This is a genomic window from Vibrio tapetis subsp. tapetis (genome assembly GCF_900233005.1).
In the GTDB taxonomy this organism is placed as follows: domain Bacteria; phylum Pseudomonadota; class Gammaproteobacteria; order Enterobacterales; family Vibrionaceae; genus Vibrio; species Vibrio tapetis.
In genome coordinates this window covers 1,646,876-1,665,968 of the sequence record NZ_LT960611.1, presented here as the reverse complement: position 1 = coordinate 1,665,968, position 19,093 = coordinate 1,646,876, and the positions used below count along the sequence as shown (strand labels likewise).

At 44.4% G+C, this 19,093-nt stretch carries 15 protein-coding genes and 2 tRNA genes; 16 read left to right on the top strand and 1 reads right to left on the bottom strand.

Annotated elements, in window-relative coordinates; all coding sequences use genetic code 11:
* Positions 1-297: 297 nt before the first annotated feature.
* Together greA and ltrA are read left to right on the top strand one after the other, a co-directional pair.
* Entirely contained in the window at positions 298-771 is a 474-nt protein-coding gene (gene greA / locus VTAP4600_RS07450) for a transcription elongation factor GreA (RefSeq protein ID WP_102522215.1), read from the top strand.
* A 1,039-nt stretch (positions 772-1,810) separates the two neighbouring features.
* Positions 1,811-3,025, top strand: a complete 1,215-nt coding sequence (gene ltrA, locus VTAP4600_RS07445) for a group II intron reverse transcriptase/maturase (protein WP_231897890.1) — start codon at positions 1,811-1,813, stop codon at positions 3,023-3,025.
* A gap of 107 nt (positions 3,026-3,132) precedes the next feature.
* Here ltrA and yhbY read toward each other — a convergent pair whose 3' ends face one another.
* Complete coding sequence (gene yhbY, locus VTAP4600_RS07440) at positions 3,133-3,429, bottom strand: ribosome assembly RNA-binding protein YhbY (RefSeq protein WP_102523932.1); 297 nt, start codon at positions 3,427-3,429, stop codon at positions 3,133-3,135.
* 113 nt (positions 3,430-3,542) lie between these two features.
* Between yhbY and rlmE the strand changes: the two genes are divergently transcribed.
* The 14 genes from rlmE to pnp all read left to right on the top strand — a co-directional run bounded on the left by rlmE (position 3,543) and on the right by pnp (position 18,958).
* Positions 3,543-4,172: a 23S rRNA (uridine(2552)-2'-O)-methyltransferase RlmE gene (rlmE, locus tag VTAP4600_RS07435; protein WP_102522214.1), complete on the top strand. Its 630-nt coding sequence runs from the start codon at positions 3,543-3,545 to the stop codon at positions 4,170-4,172.
* A gap of 126 nt (positions 4,173-4,298) precedes the next feature.
* The gene (gene ftsH, locus VTAP4600_RS07430) at positions 4,299-6,299 is read left to right on the top strand and encodes an ATP-dependent zinc metalloprotease FtsH (protein ID WP_172443091.1); all 2,001 of its coding nucleotides are present in this window, start codon (positions 4,299-4,301) and stop codon (positions 6,297-6,299) included.
* An 89-nt stretch (positions 6,300-6,388) separates the two neighbouring features.
* Entirely contained in the window at positions 6,389-7,225 is an 837-nt protein-coding gene (gene folP / locus VTAP4600_RS07425; protein ID WP_102522212.1) for a dihydropteroate synthase, read from the top strand.
* Positions 7,226-7,249: 24 nt separating this feature from the next.
* The gene (gene glmM / locus VTAP4600_RS07420) at positions 7,250-8,587 is read left to right on the top strand and encodes a phosphoglucosamine mutase (RefSeq protein WP_102522211.1); all 1,338 of its coding nucleotides are present in this window, start codon (positions 7,250-7,252) and stop codon (positions 8,585-8,587) included.
* Between the two features lie 408 nt (positions 8,588-8,995).
* A complete protein-coding gene (gene secG, locus VTAP4600_RS07415; RefSeq protein WP_102522210.1) occupies positions 8,996-9,331 on the top strand; it encodes a preprotein translocase subunit SecG in 336 nt (111 codons plus the stop codon).
* A 10-nt stretch (positions 9,332-9,341) separates the two neighbouring features.
* Positions 9,342-9,426, top strand: a tRNA-Leu gene (locus VTAP4600_RS07410).
* Between the two features lie 54 nt (positions 9,427-9,480).
* Positions 9,481-9,557: transfer RNA gene (locus tag VTAP4600_RS07405), tRNA-Met, on the top strand.
* Positions 9,558-9,817: 260 nt separating this feature from the next.
* Positions 9,818-10,273: a ribosome maturation factor RimP gene (gene rimP / locus VTAP4600_RS07400; protein WP_102522209.1), complete on the top strand. Its 456-nt coding sequence runs from the start codon at positions 9,818-9,820 to the stop codon at positions 10,271-10,273.
* Between the two features lie 35 nt (positions 10,274-10,308).
* Positions 10,309-11,796, top strand: coding sequence for a transcription termination factor NusA (nusA, locus tag VTAP4600_RS07395; protein ID WP_102522208.1), 1,488 nt, complete (start codon positions 10,309-10,311; stop codon positions 11,794-11,796).
* A gap of 23 nt (positions 11,797-11,819) precedes the next feature.
* Entirely contained in the window at positions 11,820-14,396 is a 2,577-nt protein-coding gene (gene infB, locus VTAP4600_RS07390) for a translation initiation factor IF-2 (RefSeq protein WP_102522207.1), read from the top strand.
* A gap of 96 nt (positions 14,397-14,492) precedes the next feature.
* Positions 14,493-14,888 carry a 30S ribosome-binding factor RbfA gene (gene rbfA / locus VTAP4600_RS07385; RefSeq protein WP_102522206.1) on the top strand — a complete coding sequence of 132 codons (396 nt, stop codon included), beginning with the start codon at positions 14,493-14,495 and terminating at the stop codon, positions 14,886-14,888.
* The gene (truB, locus tag VTAP4600_RS07380; protein ID WP_102522205.1) at positions 14,888-15,856 is read left to right on the top strand and encodes a tRNA pseudouridine(55) synthase TruB; all 969 of its coding nucleotides are present in this window, start codon (positions 14,888-14,890) and stop codon (positions 15,854-15,856) included. The genes rbfA and truB overlap by 1 nt, the downstream gene beginning before the upstream one ends.
* 275 nt (positions 15,857-16,131) lie before the next feature.
* Positions 16,132-16,401 (top strand): 30S ribosomal protein S15, encoded by a 270-nt coding sequence (gene rpsO, locus VTAP4600_RS07375; RefSeq protein ID WP_102522204.1) that lies wholly within the window; start codon positions 16,132-16,134, stop codon positions 16,399-16,401.
* Positions 16,402-16,825: 424 nt separating this feature from the next.
* Positions 16,826-18,958 (top strand): polyribonucleotide nucleotidyltransferase, encoded by a 2,133-nt coding sequence (pnp, locus tag VTAP4600_RS07370; RefSeq protein ID WP_102522203.1) that lies wholly within the window; start codon positions 16,826-16,828, stop codon positions 18,956-18,958.
* Positions 18,959-19,093: the final 135 nt, after the last annotated feature.

Sequence of the window (19,093 nt, the reverse complement as noted above, 5' to 3'; positions counted from 1 at the left end):
TATTTTATGTTTTTTTATGTTGAAATTGAGATGAGTTCGCTGTTTTGTGTGAATTTACATCTTTTTTAGGTATTGCTGTTTGATGGGATAAATCATTGACTAGATAGGAAATGTGATCCCGATCTAGGTTTTTAGATGACCTATTTGTTTAGTTTGATTACACTAGAACAAATGTTGAAATTTCCCTTTACTCCGATTTATACCATTGGGGTGGGGTTGTATTGTCTGAATGATAGTTAAAAGCAAAAAGCCCAGTTAATTGGTTAACTCTGCCCGCTTTTACGTTAGAGGTTTAAAATGGAAAAAGTCCCTATGACTGCTCGTGGCGAAGAAAAGCTACGTGAAGAACTTGATGTGTTGATTAAGCGCCGTCCTATTATTTCACAAGCCATTGGTGAAGCTCGTGAGCTAGGTGACCTTAAAGAAAATGCTGAATACCATGCAGCACGTGAAGAACAGGGTGTATGTGAAGCTCAGATCCGAGATATTGAATACAAGCTCTCTGTTGCTCAGGTTATCGATGTCACCAAAATGGAAAATACTGGCAAAGTAATTTTTGGCACCACCGTAACGTTGATCGATATCGATACAGATAAAGAAGTGACTTACCAAATTGTTGGTGAAGACGAAGCAGAGATTCGCGCTGGCAAAATCTCAGTAAGCTCACCGATTGCTCGTGGTTTGATTGGCAAACTTGAAGGTGACGAAGTTTCTATCAGCACCCCAGGTGGTGATAAAGACTACGAGATTGATAAAGTAGCGTACGTTTAGAGTACTAAAAGCTAAGTACTAAAAGCTAAGTACTAAAAGCTAAGTACTAAAAGCTAAGTAGAAGAGCAATAGCCCCATCGCTGTTGCTCTTTTCTTTTATAGTCTCTAGTAGCAAAGCGCTCTAGTTTCTAGAAGGAAGCTTCCGAGCGTTCTGTAATCCAATGAGCAAAGCGAATTTTGTACTCTGGCTTTAAAAACAAAAAAGGTCGCAATTTAAATTGCGACCTTTTTTTGTTTGCCCAGCGAAGCTGGCAAACCCATTAGGCTGAAAGAAGCCTAAATCACCCTGATTGAGGGGAAGATAATCCGAATCGCAAGGGCGTTGCTGGCCAACGGCAGGGTTTGAAGGAAGCGATAGGAAGTTAACAGTACACAACGAAAGTGAACCTGATTCGGCAATTTAGGTGGGTAAGCGTGCAAAATAGCGTGAAGCCCGATACTCAATCAGACCTAGATTGTGCTTGAGGGTGGCATTGTTAACAGGGAGCCAGTGCAGTAACTGGGGAAGCCTGACACCACATCCGAGCAAACGTCGGAAGCATAAACTCAAGGCGAGAGCCAAGATCTATGTTGGTGCGAGGTGGCAGATGAATCCGTAGTAGTGAGTAAAGCTCGGCCGGTGAAGCCCAGTAATGGTGTGGAGGATAAAACTGAGCTGACCATCAGTAACACGTCTGATGGGACAACATTTTGCCAAAAGCAATCTGGTGTTGCGAAGGGATGAAGTACATTTTAAGTCTGTGATGAGCAGATGTTTTTTTTTCAGTGGTATACAAGTTGATTAGCTATCGAGGTATTCCGTCTCGGTCTTTGTGAAAGCAAAGCACTGAAGCGAGAAACCGTACAAGGGAGTAACTCTGACTCACTCTAGTAAATTGCCATTGAGCTAGAAGGCTAGAGAGTGGAGTGAAATACACCAACACTGTGAGAGAGCATTTGTCCCCACACGGCACACAATCTAAAGGAAAAAGTTGAGAGTTTACTACAGTTTATATGGTCACTTGCTCCACAAAGAGCGACTCTATAAAGGATTAAAAAAGTGTGGAAAGCGAAAGGCGCGGCCGGAATAGATAGGCAGAGCCTAAGCGACTACGCCCAAAATCTGAGTGATAACCTAGATCAACTTCTTCTGGAACTCAAAACCAAGCGATACACCCCTCAACCCGTCAGACGGGTAGAAATACCGAAAGATGATGGTGGGGTGCGATTACTTGGGATCCCAACAGTACGGGATAGAGTTGTCCAACAAGCTCTAAATGATCTATTAACCCCAATCTTCGAAGAGCAGTTTCACCCATCCAGCTTTGGGTATAGACCGAATCGAAGTTGTCACGATGCTATAAACAAAGCGACGATGTTCATCCGTCGATACGGAATGCAACACGTCGTAGATATGGACTTATCGAAGTGCTTCGATAAGCTCGATCATGAGCTTATTCTAAAAAGCATTAAGAAACGAGTCACAGACAGTAGCGTACTGGAGCTCATCAAACAGTTCCTGAAAAGTGGCGTAATAGTTGATGGAGAGTGGCAGCATACCGAGATAGGTAGTCCGCAAGGTGGAGTAATAAGCCCACTGATAGCGAACATCTATCTGGATGCGTTTGATCAAGAGATGCGAAAGCGAGGACATCGAATAGTCCGTTATGCCGACGACATACTGATCTTCTGTCGCAGCCGTAAAGGTGCAGAAAATGCGCAAGTACAGGCAACGAAGGTCCTGGAAAAACAGCTCAAGTTAACGGTGAACGAAACCAAATCACACATAGCGCACAGCGGCGAAGGTGTGAAATTCCTTGGAATAGAAATCGGTAGCCATTATAGCCGTATTCAGCCAAAGAAAATGTCGACGTTCAAAGGAAAGTTGAAGCGAGTGACAAGACGCAATGGCGGTAAGCCATTGTTAGAAGTCATTAAACAACTGAATCCACTTCTGAGAGGGTTCAGCCAGTACTTTCGAATAGCGAATGCCAACAGGGAGTTTAAGAAACTGGCCGCGTGGTTAAGGCGAAGACTTCGCAGCGTCCAATTACGATTATGGAAAAAACCGACCCGACTCCACCGCAGGCTAAGACAGCTAGGTTACGAAGGGTCATTCAGGTATATCTGTATGGATAGTTGGAGAAATGCTGCGAGTCCATTAGCCAGTTACTCGATGCCAAATCAATGGTTTAACGACCTTGGATTAGTGAATCTTGAACACGTTAGGACAGGATATGTGTTCAGCCATTATGCTGAATGGAAATGTGCATGAGCCGTATACGAGGTCCGTACGGTTCTGTGAGAGGGATGAGGCGGAGACGCCTCACCCTACTCGATGCATTATAAGCAGACAGTTGTCTATGCTTATTAGCGGCTATCCTATTTACGAGGAATTTCGATTTTACGCGCTTCTGACTGGCGGAAAAGTACCAATGTTTTACCAATGGTTTGTACTTTCTCTGCTTTGGTTTCGCGAACAATTGCATCGATAATCAATTGTTTAGTGTCACGGTCTTCTGATGCAACTTTAATTTTGATCAGTTCGTGATGGTCGAGTGCTAACTCTATTTCCGCTAGCACAGCCTCAGTTAATCCGTTTGCGCCCATTAGCACGACAGGTTTTAAACTGTGAGCTAGGCCTTTGAGATGCTGTTTTTGTTTTGTGCTTAGGTTCATTACGCGGCCAATTTTATTTATCATAGGGTTGAAAAGAAGACATTCTACCGCCATTTAATCCCGAAGACTATAGTTTATTGGGTAACGATAATTACCGTTTAGTTAGGAATCGAATGAGTAAGCAGAAGCACTCGGCCAGTTCAGGCCGTTGGTTGAAAGAACATTTTGATGATAAGTATGTGAAAGAAGCTCAAAAACGTGGCTATCGTTCTCGCGCTATTTTCAAAATAAAAGAGATTCAAGAAAAAGATAAATTACTGAAACCGGGCATGACGGTCGTCGATTTAGGCGCAGCTCCAGGCGGGTGGTCACAATACGCGACGAAAGTTGTCGGTGATGAAGGGCAAGTGATTGCTTGTGATATTTTACCGATGGATCCAATTTCAGGGGTTTCCTTTTTACAAGGTGATTTCCGTGAAGAAGCAGTATTAGACGCATTGCTAGAGCGCATTCAACCTAATATGGTGGATGTGGTGATGTCTGATATGGCGCCAAATATGGCGGGTAACCAATCAGTGGATCAGCCTCGTGCAATGTACTTAATAGAATTAGCATTGGATATGTGTCGACAAGTTTTGATACCCGGTGGTAGTTTTACTGTCAAAGTGTTCCAAGGTGAAAGCTTTGAGCAATACGTAAAAGAAGTTCGTGCTATGTTCAAAGTAGTGAAGATCCGCAAGCCAGATTCCTCGCGAGCTCGCTCAAGAGAAGTCTACATTGTAGCAACTGGTTACAAAGGCTAGCAGTTAGTCACCAAAGAGTGAAGTACAGCAACAATGAGCAAGTTAACACTGTAGCTACAGGTTTTAAACTGTAGTACCCTACCTTTAATTACAATCAGTTATCGAGAGGCTGCCACCTTGAGTGATATGGCAAAAAATCTAATATTGTGGCTAGTAATCGCCGTAGTCTTGATGTCGGTTTTCCAGAGCTTTGGCCCTGGAGAAAGCAACGGAAAAGCTGTGGATTACACCACATTCGTACAGGAAGTTGGCCAAGGCCAGATTCGAGAAGCGCAGTTTAACGATAGAGAAATTACTTTCTATCGTCGTGATAACTCACGTTACGTGACGTACATGCCTGTTTATGACAGCAAATTACTGGACGATTTGATCAATCAAAACGTTAAAGTAATGGGTACGCCGCCGGAAGAGCAAAGCCTCCTCGGTACTATCTTTATCTCATGGTTCCCAATGATCTTGTTGATCGGTGTATGGATATTCTTCATGCGTCAGATGCAAGGCGGCGGTGGCGGTAAGGGTGCGATGTCATTTGGCAAAAGCAAAGCCCGCATGATGAGTGAAGAGCAAATAAAAACGACTTTTGGCGACGTCGCAGGCTGTGATGAAGCAAAAGAAGATGTAAAAGAGCTCGTTGATTACTTACGTGACCCAAGCCGTTTCCAAAAATTGGGTGGTAAAATTCCAACGGGTGTCTTGTTAGTCGGTCCTCCGGGTACAGGTAAAACTTTGCTTGCTAAAGCGATTGCTGGTGAAGCAAAAGTACCGTTCTTTACTATTTCTGGTTCTGATTTCGTTGAAATGTTTGTTGGTGTAGGTGCATCTCGTGTGCGTGACATGTTCGAACAAGCGAAAAAAGCATCACCATGTATCATCTTTATCGATGAAATCGATGCTGTAGGTCGTCAACGTGGCGCTGGTGTTGGTGGTGGTCATGATGAACGTGAGCAAACATTGAACCAAATGTTGGTTGAAATGGACGGTTTTGAAGGTAACGAAGGTATCATCGTTATTGCCGCGACTAACCGCCCAGACGTACTTGACCCTGCACTACTTCGTCCTGGTCGTTTTGACCGTCAAGTTGTGGTTGGTTTACCGGATGTACGTGGCCGTGAGCAGATATTGAAAGTTCACATGCGTAAAGTTCCACTAGCTGGTGATGTTGAACCATCATTGATTGCACGTGGTACTCCTGGCTTCTCTGGTGCAGACCTTGCCAACTTAGTTAACGAAGCTGCCTTGTTTGCCGCTCGTGGCAATAAGCGCAACGTTTCCATGGTTGAGTTTGAACTTGCTAAAGATAAAATCATGATGGGCGCAGAGCGTCGTTCAATGGTGCTATCTGAAGATACTAAAGAGTCAACGGCATACCATGAAGCGGGCCATGCCATTGTTGGTCGCCTTGTTCCTGAGCATGATCCAGTTTACAAAGTGTCTATCATCCCTCGTGGACGAGCACTTGGTGTGACTATGTACTTGCCAGAACAAGATCGCGTTAGCATGAACAGACAACACTTAGAGTCAATGATTTCTAGCCTTTACGGTGGCCGTTTAGCGGAAGAGATCATCTATGGTGTAGATAAAGTGTCGACAGGTGCATCAAACGATATTGAACGTGCAACGGATATTGCTCGTAAAATGGTTACTCAATGGGGTTTCTCTGAAAAACTGGGCCCATTGTTGTACGCAGAAGATGAAGGTGAAGTTTTCCTTGGTCGTAGCGTAACTCAGACTAAGCATGTATCTAATGACACGGCGAAGTTGATTGATGAAGAAGTACGTATCATCATCGACCGTAACTATGACCGTGCACGTAAGATCTTGGAAGAAAACATCGACATCATGCACACCATGAAAGATGCATTGGTTAAGTTTGAAACTATCGATGCAGGCCAAATTGATGATTTGATGGAACGTAAAGAAGACATCCGTGATCCAGCAGGCTGGGGTGACCATTCTGCGGCACAAGAAGCTTCGAATGCGAAAGCTGAAGAAACTGCAAAAGCGGATGCTCAAAAAGACGATGAATCTAAAGCTACTTCGCAAGAAGCTCAGGATGAAGCGTCAAAATCTGATGTTCAAAAGTCAGATGATGTAGCAGAAGAAAAGAAAAACAAAGACGCAGAGTAATCATCGTCGTTGTTTCAAACCCCGAGGAAACTCGGGGTTTTTCTGTTTCAGAAAGTAAATAAATCCAACTAACTGAAAGACGGTATTTAATGATGCTCGAAGCGAACGGAAAAAAATTAAGCCTTGAGACAGCACAGGTCATGGGCATACTTAATGTCACTCCTGATTCCTTTTCTGATGGTGGGCGTTATACCGCAATTGAAGATGCGTTAAAGCAAGCGCAAGCAATGATACAAGCGGGTGCAACAATCATTGATATTGGCGGAGAGTCAACTCGGCCGGGAGCCCCTGATGTTCAATTAGAAGAAGAGCTTGCTAGAGTTATTCCTGTAATTGAAGCATTACGAGCTATATCCGATGTTTGGATATCTATCGATACCAGCAAAGCTGAGGTTATGCGCCAAGCCGTGAACGCGGGGGCCGATATCATTAATGACGTCAGAGCTCTGCAAGAACCGAAAGCACTAGAAGTTGCGGCAAAAGCAAATGTGCCTGTTTGTCTTATGCATATGCAAGGGCAGCCTAGAACCATGCAGTCGGCACCGAGTTATGACAATCTTCTGCAAGATGTCGGTGAGTTCTTGACTGAGCGGACTAAAGCGTGCGAAGCGGCAGGCATTGATAAAAGCAAGCTGATATTAGATCCCGGCTTTGGTTTTGGTAAAACACTGGAACATAACTACCAGTTATTGGCTAACCTAGAACACTTTCATCAGTTTGGTCTTCCTATTCTTGCTGGGATGTCGCGTAAAACGATGATTTTTAAACTATTGAATAAAACACCTGCTGACTCTGTTGTTGGTAGCGTCACGTGTGCAAGTATTGCTGCATTAAAAGGTGCTCAGATTATTCGAGTCCACGACGTAGAAGAAACCGTCGAAGCGATGAAAATAATCAAAATGATTTGCGCCAATCAAATTAAATAATCTAATAATTAGAAAGGAAATTCTATGTCTACAAGACGTTATTTTGGTACCGACGGTGTGCGCGGTAAAGTAGGGCAATACCCAATTACCCCAGACTTCGTATTAAAATTAGGTTGGGCTGCTGGCCGTGTTTTAGCTAAGCAGGGCACCAAAAAAGTTATTATTGGTAAAGATACGCGCATCTCTGGTTACATGCTGGAGTCGGCACTGGAAGCCGGTTTGGCTGCAGCAGGTCTTAAAGCGACATTTACAGGTCCAATGCCAACACCAGCGGTTGCATATTTGACACAAACATTCCGAGCTGAAGCGGGCATTGTTATTTCTGCCTCGCATAATCCTTATTACGATAACGGCATTAAATTCTTCTCTTCAGAAGGCACTAAGCTTTCCGATGAAATTGAATTAGCCATTGAAGCTGAACTTGATAAAGATATTGAGTGTGTTGAATCTGCAGATCTAGGTAAGGCAGTACGCCTTGATGATGCAGCTGGTCGTTACATCGAATTTTGTAAAGGCACATTCCCGAGTGAACTTAGCTTAGCTGGCATGAAAATCGTTGTCGATTGTGCGCATGGTGCGACTTACCATATTGCACCGAGCGTATTCAGTGAGCTAGGAGCCGATGTTATTGCGATGGGCTGTGAGCCAAACGGTACTAACATCAACCATGAAGTGGGTGCTACCGATGTGCGCGCACTGCAAAAACGTGTTGTAGAAGAGAAAGCCGCACTCGGTTTAGCCTTTGATGGTGACGGTGATCGTATCATCATGGTTGATGAACTTGGCAACAAAGTTGATGGTGACCAAATTGCTTACATCATTGCTCGTGACGCGCTTCGTCGTGGAGAGCTAAAAGGCGGCGTTGTTGGTACATTGATGACTAACTTAGGAATGGAAAACGGTCTTAAGCAATTAGGTATCCCATTCGTACGCGCATCTGTTGGTGACCGCTACGTAATGGAACAGTTGATAGCAAAAGGTTGGAAGATCGGAGCAGAAAACTCAGGTCACGTTATCTTACTTGATAAAGTCACCACCGGTGATGCTATCGTCGCTGCTCTGCAAGTGCTTGCTTCTGTCATTGGCAGTGAAATGACCCTGAATGAATTATCTCAAGGCATGACACTTTATCCGCAAGTGTTAGAGAATGTACGATTTAGTGGTGATTCTAATCCATTGGATGCAGAAGCGGTAAAAGAAGCGGTTAGAGTGGCTGAAGCTAATTTGGGTGATAAAGGCCGAGTATTATTGCGTAAGTCAGGTACTGAGCCGCTACTTCGAGTTATGGTTGAAGGTGAAGATGCTGAATTAGTGCAGCAATCGGCAACGGATATTGCAGAAGCGGTTAAAGCCAGCTGTTAAGGGATCGAATACAGAATACGCTTCGCTTACTAGAAACTAGAAACTAGAAACGATAAGGGTGGGAACCGCTGTTTTGCTTTTATAGGAGCGAAGCGGTCTCGTTTTTAGCTGCATAATGCTTTAGTTATCGCTTTTGTTGTTTCTGTACTCTCAGGGCGAAGCCCGTCTCTGTATTCGTATTTTATACATTTTCGAGAGTCTACAACCTTCTTTGTGTTATTTTTAGCCAAACGCACCTAAAAGGTTACGTTTTCTTGAATTTTTACTTGTCAGCGCATGGGGCTTTCGCTAGTATTGCTCGGCCTTCGGAAATGAAGGTGCGCTAGCCTTGTCTTTCGAATCTAATTTCAAGCAGATTAGTTCAATGCGACTGCGCTGGCTCAACAATTTTGAACATAGGTGGAAGGCATGTATACAGTTCTACTTGTGATTTACCTGTTGGCAGCGGTTGGTGTAATTGGCCTAGTGTTGATTCAACAAGGTAAAGGCGCAGACATGGGAGCTTCGTTCGGAGCGGGTGCATCAAATACAGTATTTGGCGCCGGTGGCTCAGGAAATTTCCTAACCCGAACAACTGCAATTCTTGCAACAGTATTTTTCATCGCTAGCTTGGCGTTAGGTCGTATGTCTACACACACGACTGAGTCTCAGTGGATTGACCCAACTTTAGGTCAAACTGTTGAACAAGCTACTGATGTAGTGAGTGAATTACCCGCTGAAAAAAGCGACGAGATTCCTCAGTAATAGAATAAATGCCGAGATGGTGAAATTGGTAGACACGCTAGCATGAGGTGCTAGTGCCTTAGGGTGTGGGGGTTCAAGTCCCCCTCTCGGCACCATGATTTACAAACTTGTAAAAAAACTGTTCGAGCGTATAATGCACGACAGTCGGACGCGGGATGGAGCAGTTTGGTAGCTCGTCGGGCTCATAACCCGAAGGTCGTCGGTTCAAATCCGGCTCCCGCAACCAATTCTAAGCTTGGTTTATCTGAGTTTGGATAATGGATGCAAGTTTGCGCGATACGTTAATATCATATGGTGATAACGGATTGCGAGCTAAGTGAAATCGTCACTTAGCAATATCAGGGTCCAGCAGCAAAAACCCCGACTAATTCGGGGTTTTTTGTTATCTGTATTTTAGATTTTTTAAAGTACAGGGTGCGCTTGGTAAAATCGATAGGGCTATGTGCCCTTTTTTTGTTTCTAGAGTGGTTATCTAAGGGTGATATCATGACTGGTTTAGAGAGACAACTGACAGAATTACTTGAAGCGCCAGTGGCAGCTTCGGGTTATGAATTGGTTGGATTAGAGTTCATCCGTGCGGGTGAACACTCAACGCTTCGTGTTTTTATTGATCACGAAAATGGCATCTTTGTTGATGATTGTGCTGAAGTAAGCCGTCAGGTTAGCGCAGTGATGGACGTTGAAGACCCAATTACCGTTGCTTATAACCTAGAGGTCTCATCACCTGGTTTAGAGCGACCACTTTTCAAAGTAGAACATTACGAACAATTTATTGGTCACGAGGTCAATCTTGTTTTGAAGATGGCTATGAGCAACCGTCGCAAATGGAAAGGTGTGATTCAAACCGTAGAAGGTGAAACAATCACGCTAACAGTAGATGGTGAGAAAGAAGAATTTGCTCTTAGCAATATTTCGAAAGCTAACCTGATCCCTAAATTTTAGTTCTCATAGAGAAAAGAGCTTAAGAGGCTAGATTAATGAACAGAGAAATTTTAGCGGTTGTAGAGGCTGTTTCAAACGAAAAAGCAGTACCTCGTGAGCGTATTTTTGAAGCGCTTGAAATCGCATTAGCGACAGCTACAAAGAAAAAACACGAATTGGAAATCGAAGTACGTGTCGAGATTGATCGTAAAACAGGTAACTTCGATACATTCCGTCGCTGGTTGATTGTTGAGGAAGTAGAAAGCCCAACACTAGAAATCTCGCTTGAAGCGGCTCAATATGAAGACCCTGAATTGCAACTTGGCGAGTACGTCGAAGATGACATCGATTCAGTAACGTTTGATCGTATTACGACTCAAACAGCCAAGCAAGTTATCGTACAAAAAGTACGTGAAGCAGAGCGCGCACAAATCGTTGAGCAGTTTATTGATAACGAAGGTGACCTAGTTACTGGTGTTGTTAAGAAAGTAAACCGCGATACGGTTATCCTAGACTTAGGCAGCAACGCAGAATCCGTTATCCTTCGTGATGACCAACTTCCGCGTGAAAACTTCCGTCCAGGGGATCGCGTTCGTGGTCTTCTTTACAAGGTTGCGCCGGAAGCTCGTGGTTTCCAACTGTTTATCACGCGTTCTAAGCCAGAAATGCTTTCTGAGCTTTTCCGTGTTGAAGTGCCAGAAATTGCAGAAGAGCTAATTGAATTAAAAGCGGCTGCTCGCGATCCTGGCTCACGTGCTAAAATTGCTGTTAAAACTAACGATAAGCGTATCGACCCTGTTGGTGCTTGTGTTGGTATGCGTGGCGCACGTGTACAAGCTGTATCAAGTGAACTTGGCGGTGAGCGTATTGATATCGTGCTTTGGGATGATAACCCGGCACAATTCGTTATCAATGCAATGGCTCCTGCTGACGTAGCATCTATCATTGTAGATGAAGACGCTCACTCAATGGATATCGCAGTAGAAGCAGATAACTTGGCTCAAGCGATTGGCCGTGCTGGTCAAAACGTACGTCTAGCTTCTCAGCTTACTGGCTGGGAACTGAATGTAATGACGGTTGCTGACCTTGAGAAGAAGCATCAAGAAGAATCTGTTGCTGCTATTGAAAACTTCATGAAGTACCTAGACATCGAACAAGACTTTGCTGAATTGTTGGTTGAAGAAGGCTTCTCAACACTTGAAGAAGTGGCTTACGTGCCAGTGAACGAGTTGATGGAAGTTGATGGCTTGAACGAAGAAATGGTAGAAGAGCTTCGCCAACGTGCGAAAGATGCGCTTACTACTATCGCTCTTGCTCAAGAAGAAACATTCGATGGCGTAGAGCCAGCTGAAGATCTACTTGCTCTTGAAGGCTTAGAGCGCGAGATGGCGTTCAAGCTTGCGGCAAAAGGTGTTGCAACGTTGGAAGACCTTGCTGACCAAGGTGTCGACGAATTAGAAGGTATCGAAGGATTAACCGAAGAACGTGCTGGTGAGCTTATTATGGCTGCACGTAACATCTGTTGGTTTGGCGACGAAGAATAATTGATTCAGCAAGGAGTAGCGGCATGACAGAATTGACAGTTAAAGCACTGAGTGAAGAAATTGGTACGCCAGTGGACCGCTTGATTGAACAACTTGCTGATGCAGGCATGAAGAAATCGGGTCAAGACCAAGTTAACGATGACGAGAAGCAACAGCTTCTTACTCATCTTAAAAAAGAGCACGGTGATACCTCTGGTGAAACAGAGCCTACTCGCCTAACTCTACAGCGTAAAACCCGCAGTACGCTTAGCGTCAACGCAGGTGGCGGTAAGAGTAAAAATGTTCAAGTAGAGGTACGTAAGAAACGTACCTACGTAAAACGCAGTGCAATTGACGATGAAGCCAAACGCGAAGCTGAGGAAGCAGCGAAACGTGAAGCAGACGAGAAAGCGAAACGCGTACAAGCTGAAAAGGCTAAAAAAGACATGAACACGAAGAATTCAGATGTAAACGCACAAGCGAAAAAAGATGCTGACGAACTTAAACGTCGTCAGGAAGAAGAAGCGCAACGTAAAGCAGAACAAGAAGCTGCAAAGCTTGTTGAAGAAGCACGTAAGCTAGCGGAAGAAAACCAAGAGCGCTGGACTGAAGAAGAGAAGAAGAAGAAAGCCATGGAGAACTCTGATTACCATGTGACTACTTCTACTTACGCTCGTGAAGCAGAAGACGCTGCGGATAAGAAAGACGAAAAAGCACCTCGTCGCCGTAAGAAGAAAGCTGCACCAGCGGGTCAAACTGCTAACAACAGCCGTGGTGGTCGTAACCAACGTGGTCGTGGTGGTAAAGGTAAGCTTGCAAAACCAACTTCAATGCAACATGGCTTTGATAAGAGTGCATCAGTAGCTAAATCTGACGTAGCAATCGGCGAAACTATCGTAGTTTCTGAACTTGCTAACAAAATGTCAGTTAAAGCGACAGAAGTTATCAAAGTAATGATGAAGATGGGTGCAATGGCAACCATTAACCAAGTGATTGACCAAGAAACTGCTTCACTAGTAGCAGAAGAAATGGGCCACAAGGTTATTCTTCGTAAAGAAAACGAATTAGAAGAAGCGGTATTGTCTGATCGTGATAATGATTCAGCGGTTGAGCCTCGCGCTCCAGTTGTAACTATCATGGGTCACGTTGACCACGGTAAAACGTCTACTCTTGATTACATTCGTAAAGCGCACGTTGCTTCTGGCGAAGCGGGCGGTATCACGCAGCACATTGGTGCTTACCACGTAGATACTGACAACGGCATGATTACTTTCCTTGATACTCCTGGACACGCCGCGTTTACCTCAATGCGTGCTCGTGGTGCTCAAGCGACAGATATCGTTGTTCTTGTTGTTGCAGCTGACGATGGCGTAATGCCACAAACAATCGAAGCAATCCAGCACGCGAAAGCGGCAGGCGTTCCTCTGATTGTTGCTGTGAACAAGATCGATAAAGAAGACGCAAACCCAGACAACGTTAAAAATGAGCTAGCTCAATACGACGTTATCCCTGAAGAATGGGGCGGTGAGAACATCTTCGTTCACATCTCTGCAAAACAGGGTACAAATATCGATGGTCTTCTAGAAGCTATCCTTCTTCAGTCTGAAGTTCTTGAACTAACAGCGGTTAAAGAAGGCATGGCATCTGGTGTTGTTGTTGAATCTCGCCTTGATAAAGGTCGCGGTCCAGTTGCAACAGTACTAGTACAGTCTGGTACTCTAAATAAAGGCGATATCGTTCTTTGTGGTCAAGAGTACGGCCGTGTTCGTGCAATGCGCGATGAAAATGGTAAAGACATCGAAACTGCAGGTCCATCTATCCCTGTAGAAATTCTAGGCCTTTCTGGCGTTCCGGCTTCAGGTGATGAAGCAACGGTTGTACGTGATGAGCGTAAAGCTCGTGAAGTTGCAAACTACCGTCAAGGTAAATTCCGTGATGTTAAACTAGCTCGCCAACAAAAAGCGAAACTAGAGAACATGTTCGCGAACATGACCGCTGGTGAAGTTGCTGAATGTAACGTAGTACTTAAAGCTGACGTTCAAGGTTCTGTTGAAGCGATTGCTGATTCTCTACGTAAGCTTTCTACTGACGAAGTTAAAGTGAACATCATCGGCTCTGGTGTTGGTGGTATTACCGAAACTGACGCGGTTCTTGCAGCAGCATCGAATGCTATCATTCTTGGCTTTAACGTTCGTGCTGACGCTTCAGCTCGTCGTACAATCGAGAATGAAAACCTAGATCTTCGTTACTACTCAATCATTTACCAATTGATTGACGAAGTAAAACAAGCGATGGGCGGTATGCTTGCTCCTGAGTTTAGACAAGAAATCATCGGTCTTGCTCAAGTACGTGACGTATTTAAGTCTCCTAAACTTGGCGCTATCGCGGGTTGTATGGTTACTGAAGGTCTAATTAAGCGTAATAACCCAATTCGCGTTCTTCGTGAAAACGTGGTTATTTACGAAGGTGAGCTAGAATCACTTCGTCGCTTTAAAGATGACGTACAAGAAGTTAAGAACGGCTACGAATGTGGTATCGGCGTTAAGAACTACAATGATGTTCGCGTTGGTGACCAAATCGAAGTATTCGAAATCGTTGAAATCAAACGTACTCTCGACTAATTGACTAACATTACCTTGTCGATAAGACAGTAATGGGTTGTTGAATACACCATGGGGGGCTTTTGCCCCCCATTCTTTCTATAGTGAGAAAAGAAAATGGCAAAAGAATTTAGCCGCACACAACGTGTGTCGCAACAGCTACAAAAAGAGCTGGCTTTGATCCTACAGCGCGAAGTTCGTGACTCTCGCATCGGGATGGTTACCATCTCTGATGTTGAAGTATCTCGTGATCTTGCTTATGCAAAAGTATTTGTTACTTTCCTTTGTGTTGGTGAGCAAACACCAGAATCATGTTTAGCGGCTCTTAAAGAGCATGAAGTGCCAGTTCGCATGGCACTAGGCAAGCGCATTCGTCACCGCCTTACTCCTGAAGTTCGTTTTACTTATGATGACACCCTAGTGGAAGGCATGCGTATGTCTAACTTAGTAAGTGAAGTACTAAGTAACGATAAGCAGAAAAAACAAGATGCAGGTCGCGAGGACGAAGAGTAATGGCTCGTCGTCGTAAAGGTCGCCCTATTAATGGTGTGTTGTTGCTCGATAAGCCTACGGGCATTTCGTCAAATGATGCTTTGCAAAAAGTTAAGCGCATCTTTTTTGCTGAAAAAGCAGGACACACTGGCGCGCTTGATCCTTTAGCGACAGGCATGCTGCCGATTTGTCTTGGCGAAGCAACGAAGTTCTCTCAATTCCTCCTTGATTCAGATAAGCGTTATGTCGTGGTTGCCAAGCTTGGTGAGCGCACAAATACGTCAGACTCTGATGGCGAAGTGGTCGAGACTCGTGACATAAACGTGACTCAAGAACAACTTGAGGAATGTATTGCGACATTTCGTGGCACAACCGATCAAATACCTTCGATGTTTTCTGCGCTTAAGTACCAAGGTCGTCCTTTGTACGAATACGCAAGAGAAGGGGTTGAAGTCCCTCGTGAATCGAGAAAGATTACGGTTTACTCTATTGAGCTTCTTCGCTTTGAAGGTGATGAAGTTGAGATGGAAGTACATTGCTCTAAAGGCACTTATATTCGAACCATCACTGATGATTTGGGTGAAATGCTAGGTTGTGGTGCACACGTTACTTATCTACGTCGTACTGGTGTCGCGAAATACCCATATGAACGCATGATGACGCTTGAGCAATTGAACGAGCTTGTTGAGCATGCCAATGCGCAAGGTCTAGCACCTAAAGAACTATTGGACGTATTGTTGTTACCAATGGATACGGCAGTTGAAGATTTACCAGAAGTAAATCTTGATGCTCAGTTAACCGATTTGGTACAACATGGCCAACCAGTGCAAGTTTCCGGAACGCCAACTGAAGGCACCGTTCGCATGACCAGTGGAGAAGAAAAACTCTTCATCGGTGTTGCAGAGATGGACGATTCAGGCCGCGTAGCGCCAAAGCGTTTGGTTGTCTTTAGAGACGAAGAAAGCGAAGTGCAAAGTGCGAAAGGCTAAGTGCTAAAAGTTAAGTACTAAAAGCGAAGTTAGAGATTTAGGAGCAAAAGCGGGGGCGCTTTTGCTCTTTTGTTTTTTTAGCAGCAAAGTGATTTAGCTTTGCCTTGCGAGCAGAGTCCCTAATCCTGCCTTCCGCCTTCCGCCTTCCGCTCATTCATTATTTTAAACCGCTTGTGTTTAAAAAATACTCCCGTATAATTCGCGCTTCACGTGTCGGCTGAATCAGAGATTGGCTGACACACTTTTAAAAACCTAACTCTTATTAGGAGAGATATATGTCTCTGAATGCAGAAACTAAAGCAGCAATCGTTGCAGAATACGCGCAAGTAGAAGGCGACACTGGTTCACCTGAAGTACAAGTAGCACTACTTACTGCTTCTATCAACCACCTACAAGGTCACTTCAAATCGCACATCCACGATCACCACAGCCGTCGTGGTCTGCTACGTATGGTTTCTCGCCGTCGTAAGCTTCTTGATTACCTGAAAGGCAAAAACCTTTCTCGTTACCAAGACCTAATCAAACGCCTAGGCCTACGTCGCTAATTAGTGACTGCTTAGAACAGTTTGTAAAAAAAGGGGCTTTTAGCCCCTTTTTTACTATCTAAATATTGCTAGCAATAGCAATACCTCGATTAAGTAGTTTATACTACGTCCCATTAAAGTAACTTCCGTTATTTTAATCGCATACTACCTTTACATTACAGTCACCGATGTCGACCAAAAGGTCGCGGCTATTAAAAGCGGGCTTGCGCCAAGTGCGAGAAGCTAAGTACTAAGAGCGAAGTACTAAAAGCGAAGTAAGAGAAGATAAGTGCTTAGCGTATAAAGTGATGCTTCTAGCTCTTAACACTTAGAGCTTAGCACTTAGCTTTTCGTACTTCCTAAGCCCTTTTTTACTAGTCGCGATTCGTAATGTCTTGGTTACCTTAACTCTAATCTAGGGCTCCCCTAGACGAAAGGAAATACAATGTTCGAAAAACCAGTTGTTAAGTCGTTTAAATACGGCAACCACACCGTTACTCTAGAAACAGGCGTAATGGCTCGCCAAGCGACTGCTGCAGTTATGGCAAGCATGGACGATACATCAGTATTCGTTTCTGTTGTTGCTAAAAAAGCGGCTGTAGAAGGTCAAGACTTCTTCCCGCTAACAGTTAACTACCAAGAGCGTACTTACGCTGCTGGTAAAATCCCTGGTGGTTTCTTCAAGCGTGAAGGTCGTCCTTCTGAAGCTGAAACACTAACGGCTCGTCTTATCGACCGTCCAATCCGTCCACTTTTCCCAAGTGCTTTCAAAAACGAAGTACAGGTAATTGCAACGGTTGTTTCTATCAACCCTGACGTAAACCCAGACATGATCACTATGATCGCTACGTCTGCGGCACTGTCTATCGCTGGTGTTCCATTCAACGGTCCTATCGGTGCAGCACGTGTTGGTCACATCGATGGCGAACTAGTACTTAACCCTTCAAATACTGAGCTTGAAAACTCTAAACTAGACCTTGTTGTGTCTGGTACTGAAGGTGCGGTACTTATGGTTGAATCTGAAGCAGACAACTTGTCTGAAGAAGAGATGCTAGCAGCGGTTGTTTACGGTCACGATCAACAACAAGTAGTCATCAAAGCAATCAATGAGTTCGCAGAAGAAGTTGCTACTCCTTCTTGGAACTGGGAAGCACCAGCAGTAAACACTGAGCTTAAAGCGCTTGTTGCTGAAAAAGCAGAAACTCGTCTTTCTGATGCTTACCAAATCACTGAAAAAATGGCTCGTTACGAGCAAGTTGGCGCAATCAAAAATGAAGTCGTTGCTGAGCTTCTAGCGTCTGACGAAACTTTGGATGAGCGCGAAGTTCGCGGCATGCTTGGTTCTCTAGAGAAAAACGTTGTACGTGGCCGCATCATTGCTGGTAACCCACGTATTGATGGTCGTGAGAAAGACATGGTTCGTGCACTTGATGTTCGTACTGGCGTTCTTCCACGTACTCACGGTTCTTCTTTGTTCACTCGTGGTGAAACTCAAGCACTTGTTACGGCTACGCTTGGTACACAACGTGACGCGCAAATCATTGACAGCCTAATGGGTGAGAAGAAAGATCACTTCCTTCTACACTACAACTTCCCTCCATACTGTGTTGGTGAAACTGGCTTCGTTGGTTCTCCTAAGCGTCGTGAAATTGGTCACGGTAAGCTTGCTAAACGTGGTATCGCGGCAGTAATGCCTTCTATTGAAGAGTTCCCATACACAGTTCGTGTTGTATCGGAAATCACAGAATCTAACGGTTCTTCTTCAATGGCTTCTGTATGTGGTACGTCTCTAGCACTTATGGATGCTGGTGTTCCAATTAAAGCTTCTGTTGCGGGTATCGCGATGGGTCTAGTTAAAGAAGGCGACGACTTCGTTGTTCTTTCTGACATCCTAGGCGACGAAGATCACCTTGGCGACATGGACTTTAAAGTAGCAGGTACTAACGAAGGTATCACTGCGCTTCAAATGGACATCAAAATCGAAGGTATCACTAAAGAGATCATGCAAATCGCTCTTAACCAAGCTCAAGGTGCGCGTAAGCACATCCTTACAGTGATGGATGAAGCAATTTCTGGTGCTCGTGAAGATATCTCTGAGTTTGCTCCACGTATTCACACGATGAAGATCAACACTGATAAGATCCGTGACGTAATCGGTAAAGGCGGCGCTGTGATCCGTTCTCTTTGTGAAGAGACTGGCACTACGATCGAAATCGAAGACGACGGTACAGTTAAGATTGCTGCAACTTCTGGTGAGCAAGCTGAAGATGCGATCAACCGCATCAAAGCACTAACTGCTGAAGTTGAAGTCGGTACTATCTACATGGGTAAAGTTGCGCGTCTTGCTGATTTCGGTGCATTCGTAACGATTCTTCCTGGTAAAGATGGTCTAGTACACATCTCTCAAATCGCTGATAAGCGTGTAGAGAAAGTATCTGACTACCTAACAGAAGGCCAAGAAGTACCGGTTAAAGTACTTGAAATCGACCGTCAAGGCCGTGTACGTTTGAGCATGAAAGAAGCAGTAGAAAAGCCAGCTGAAGAAGCGGCATCTAGTGACGAAGCAAGCGCTGAATAACGAATACTGAATAAGTAACTCGCTTACGCAATTAAGCAAAAGCATGTTATAAAGGGAGGAGCGAATAAGCTCCTCCCTTTTTTTATACAAAAAAATACGTCAAATCAATGAGGCGAGGAGAAAACAGGAGAATCA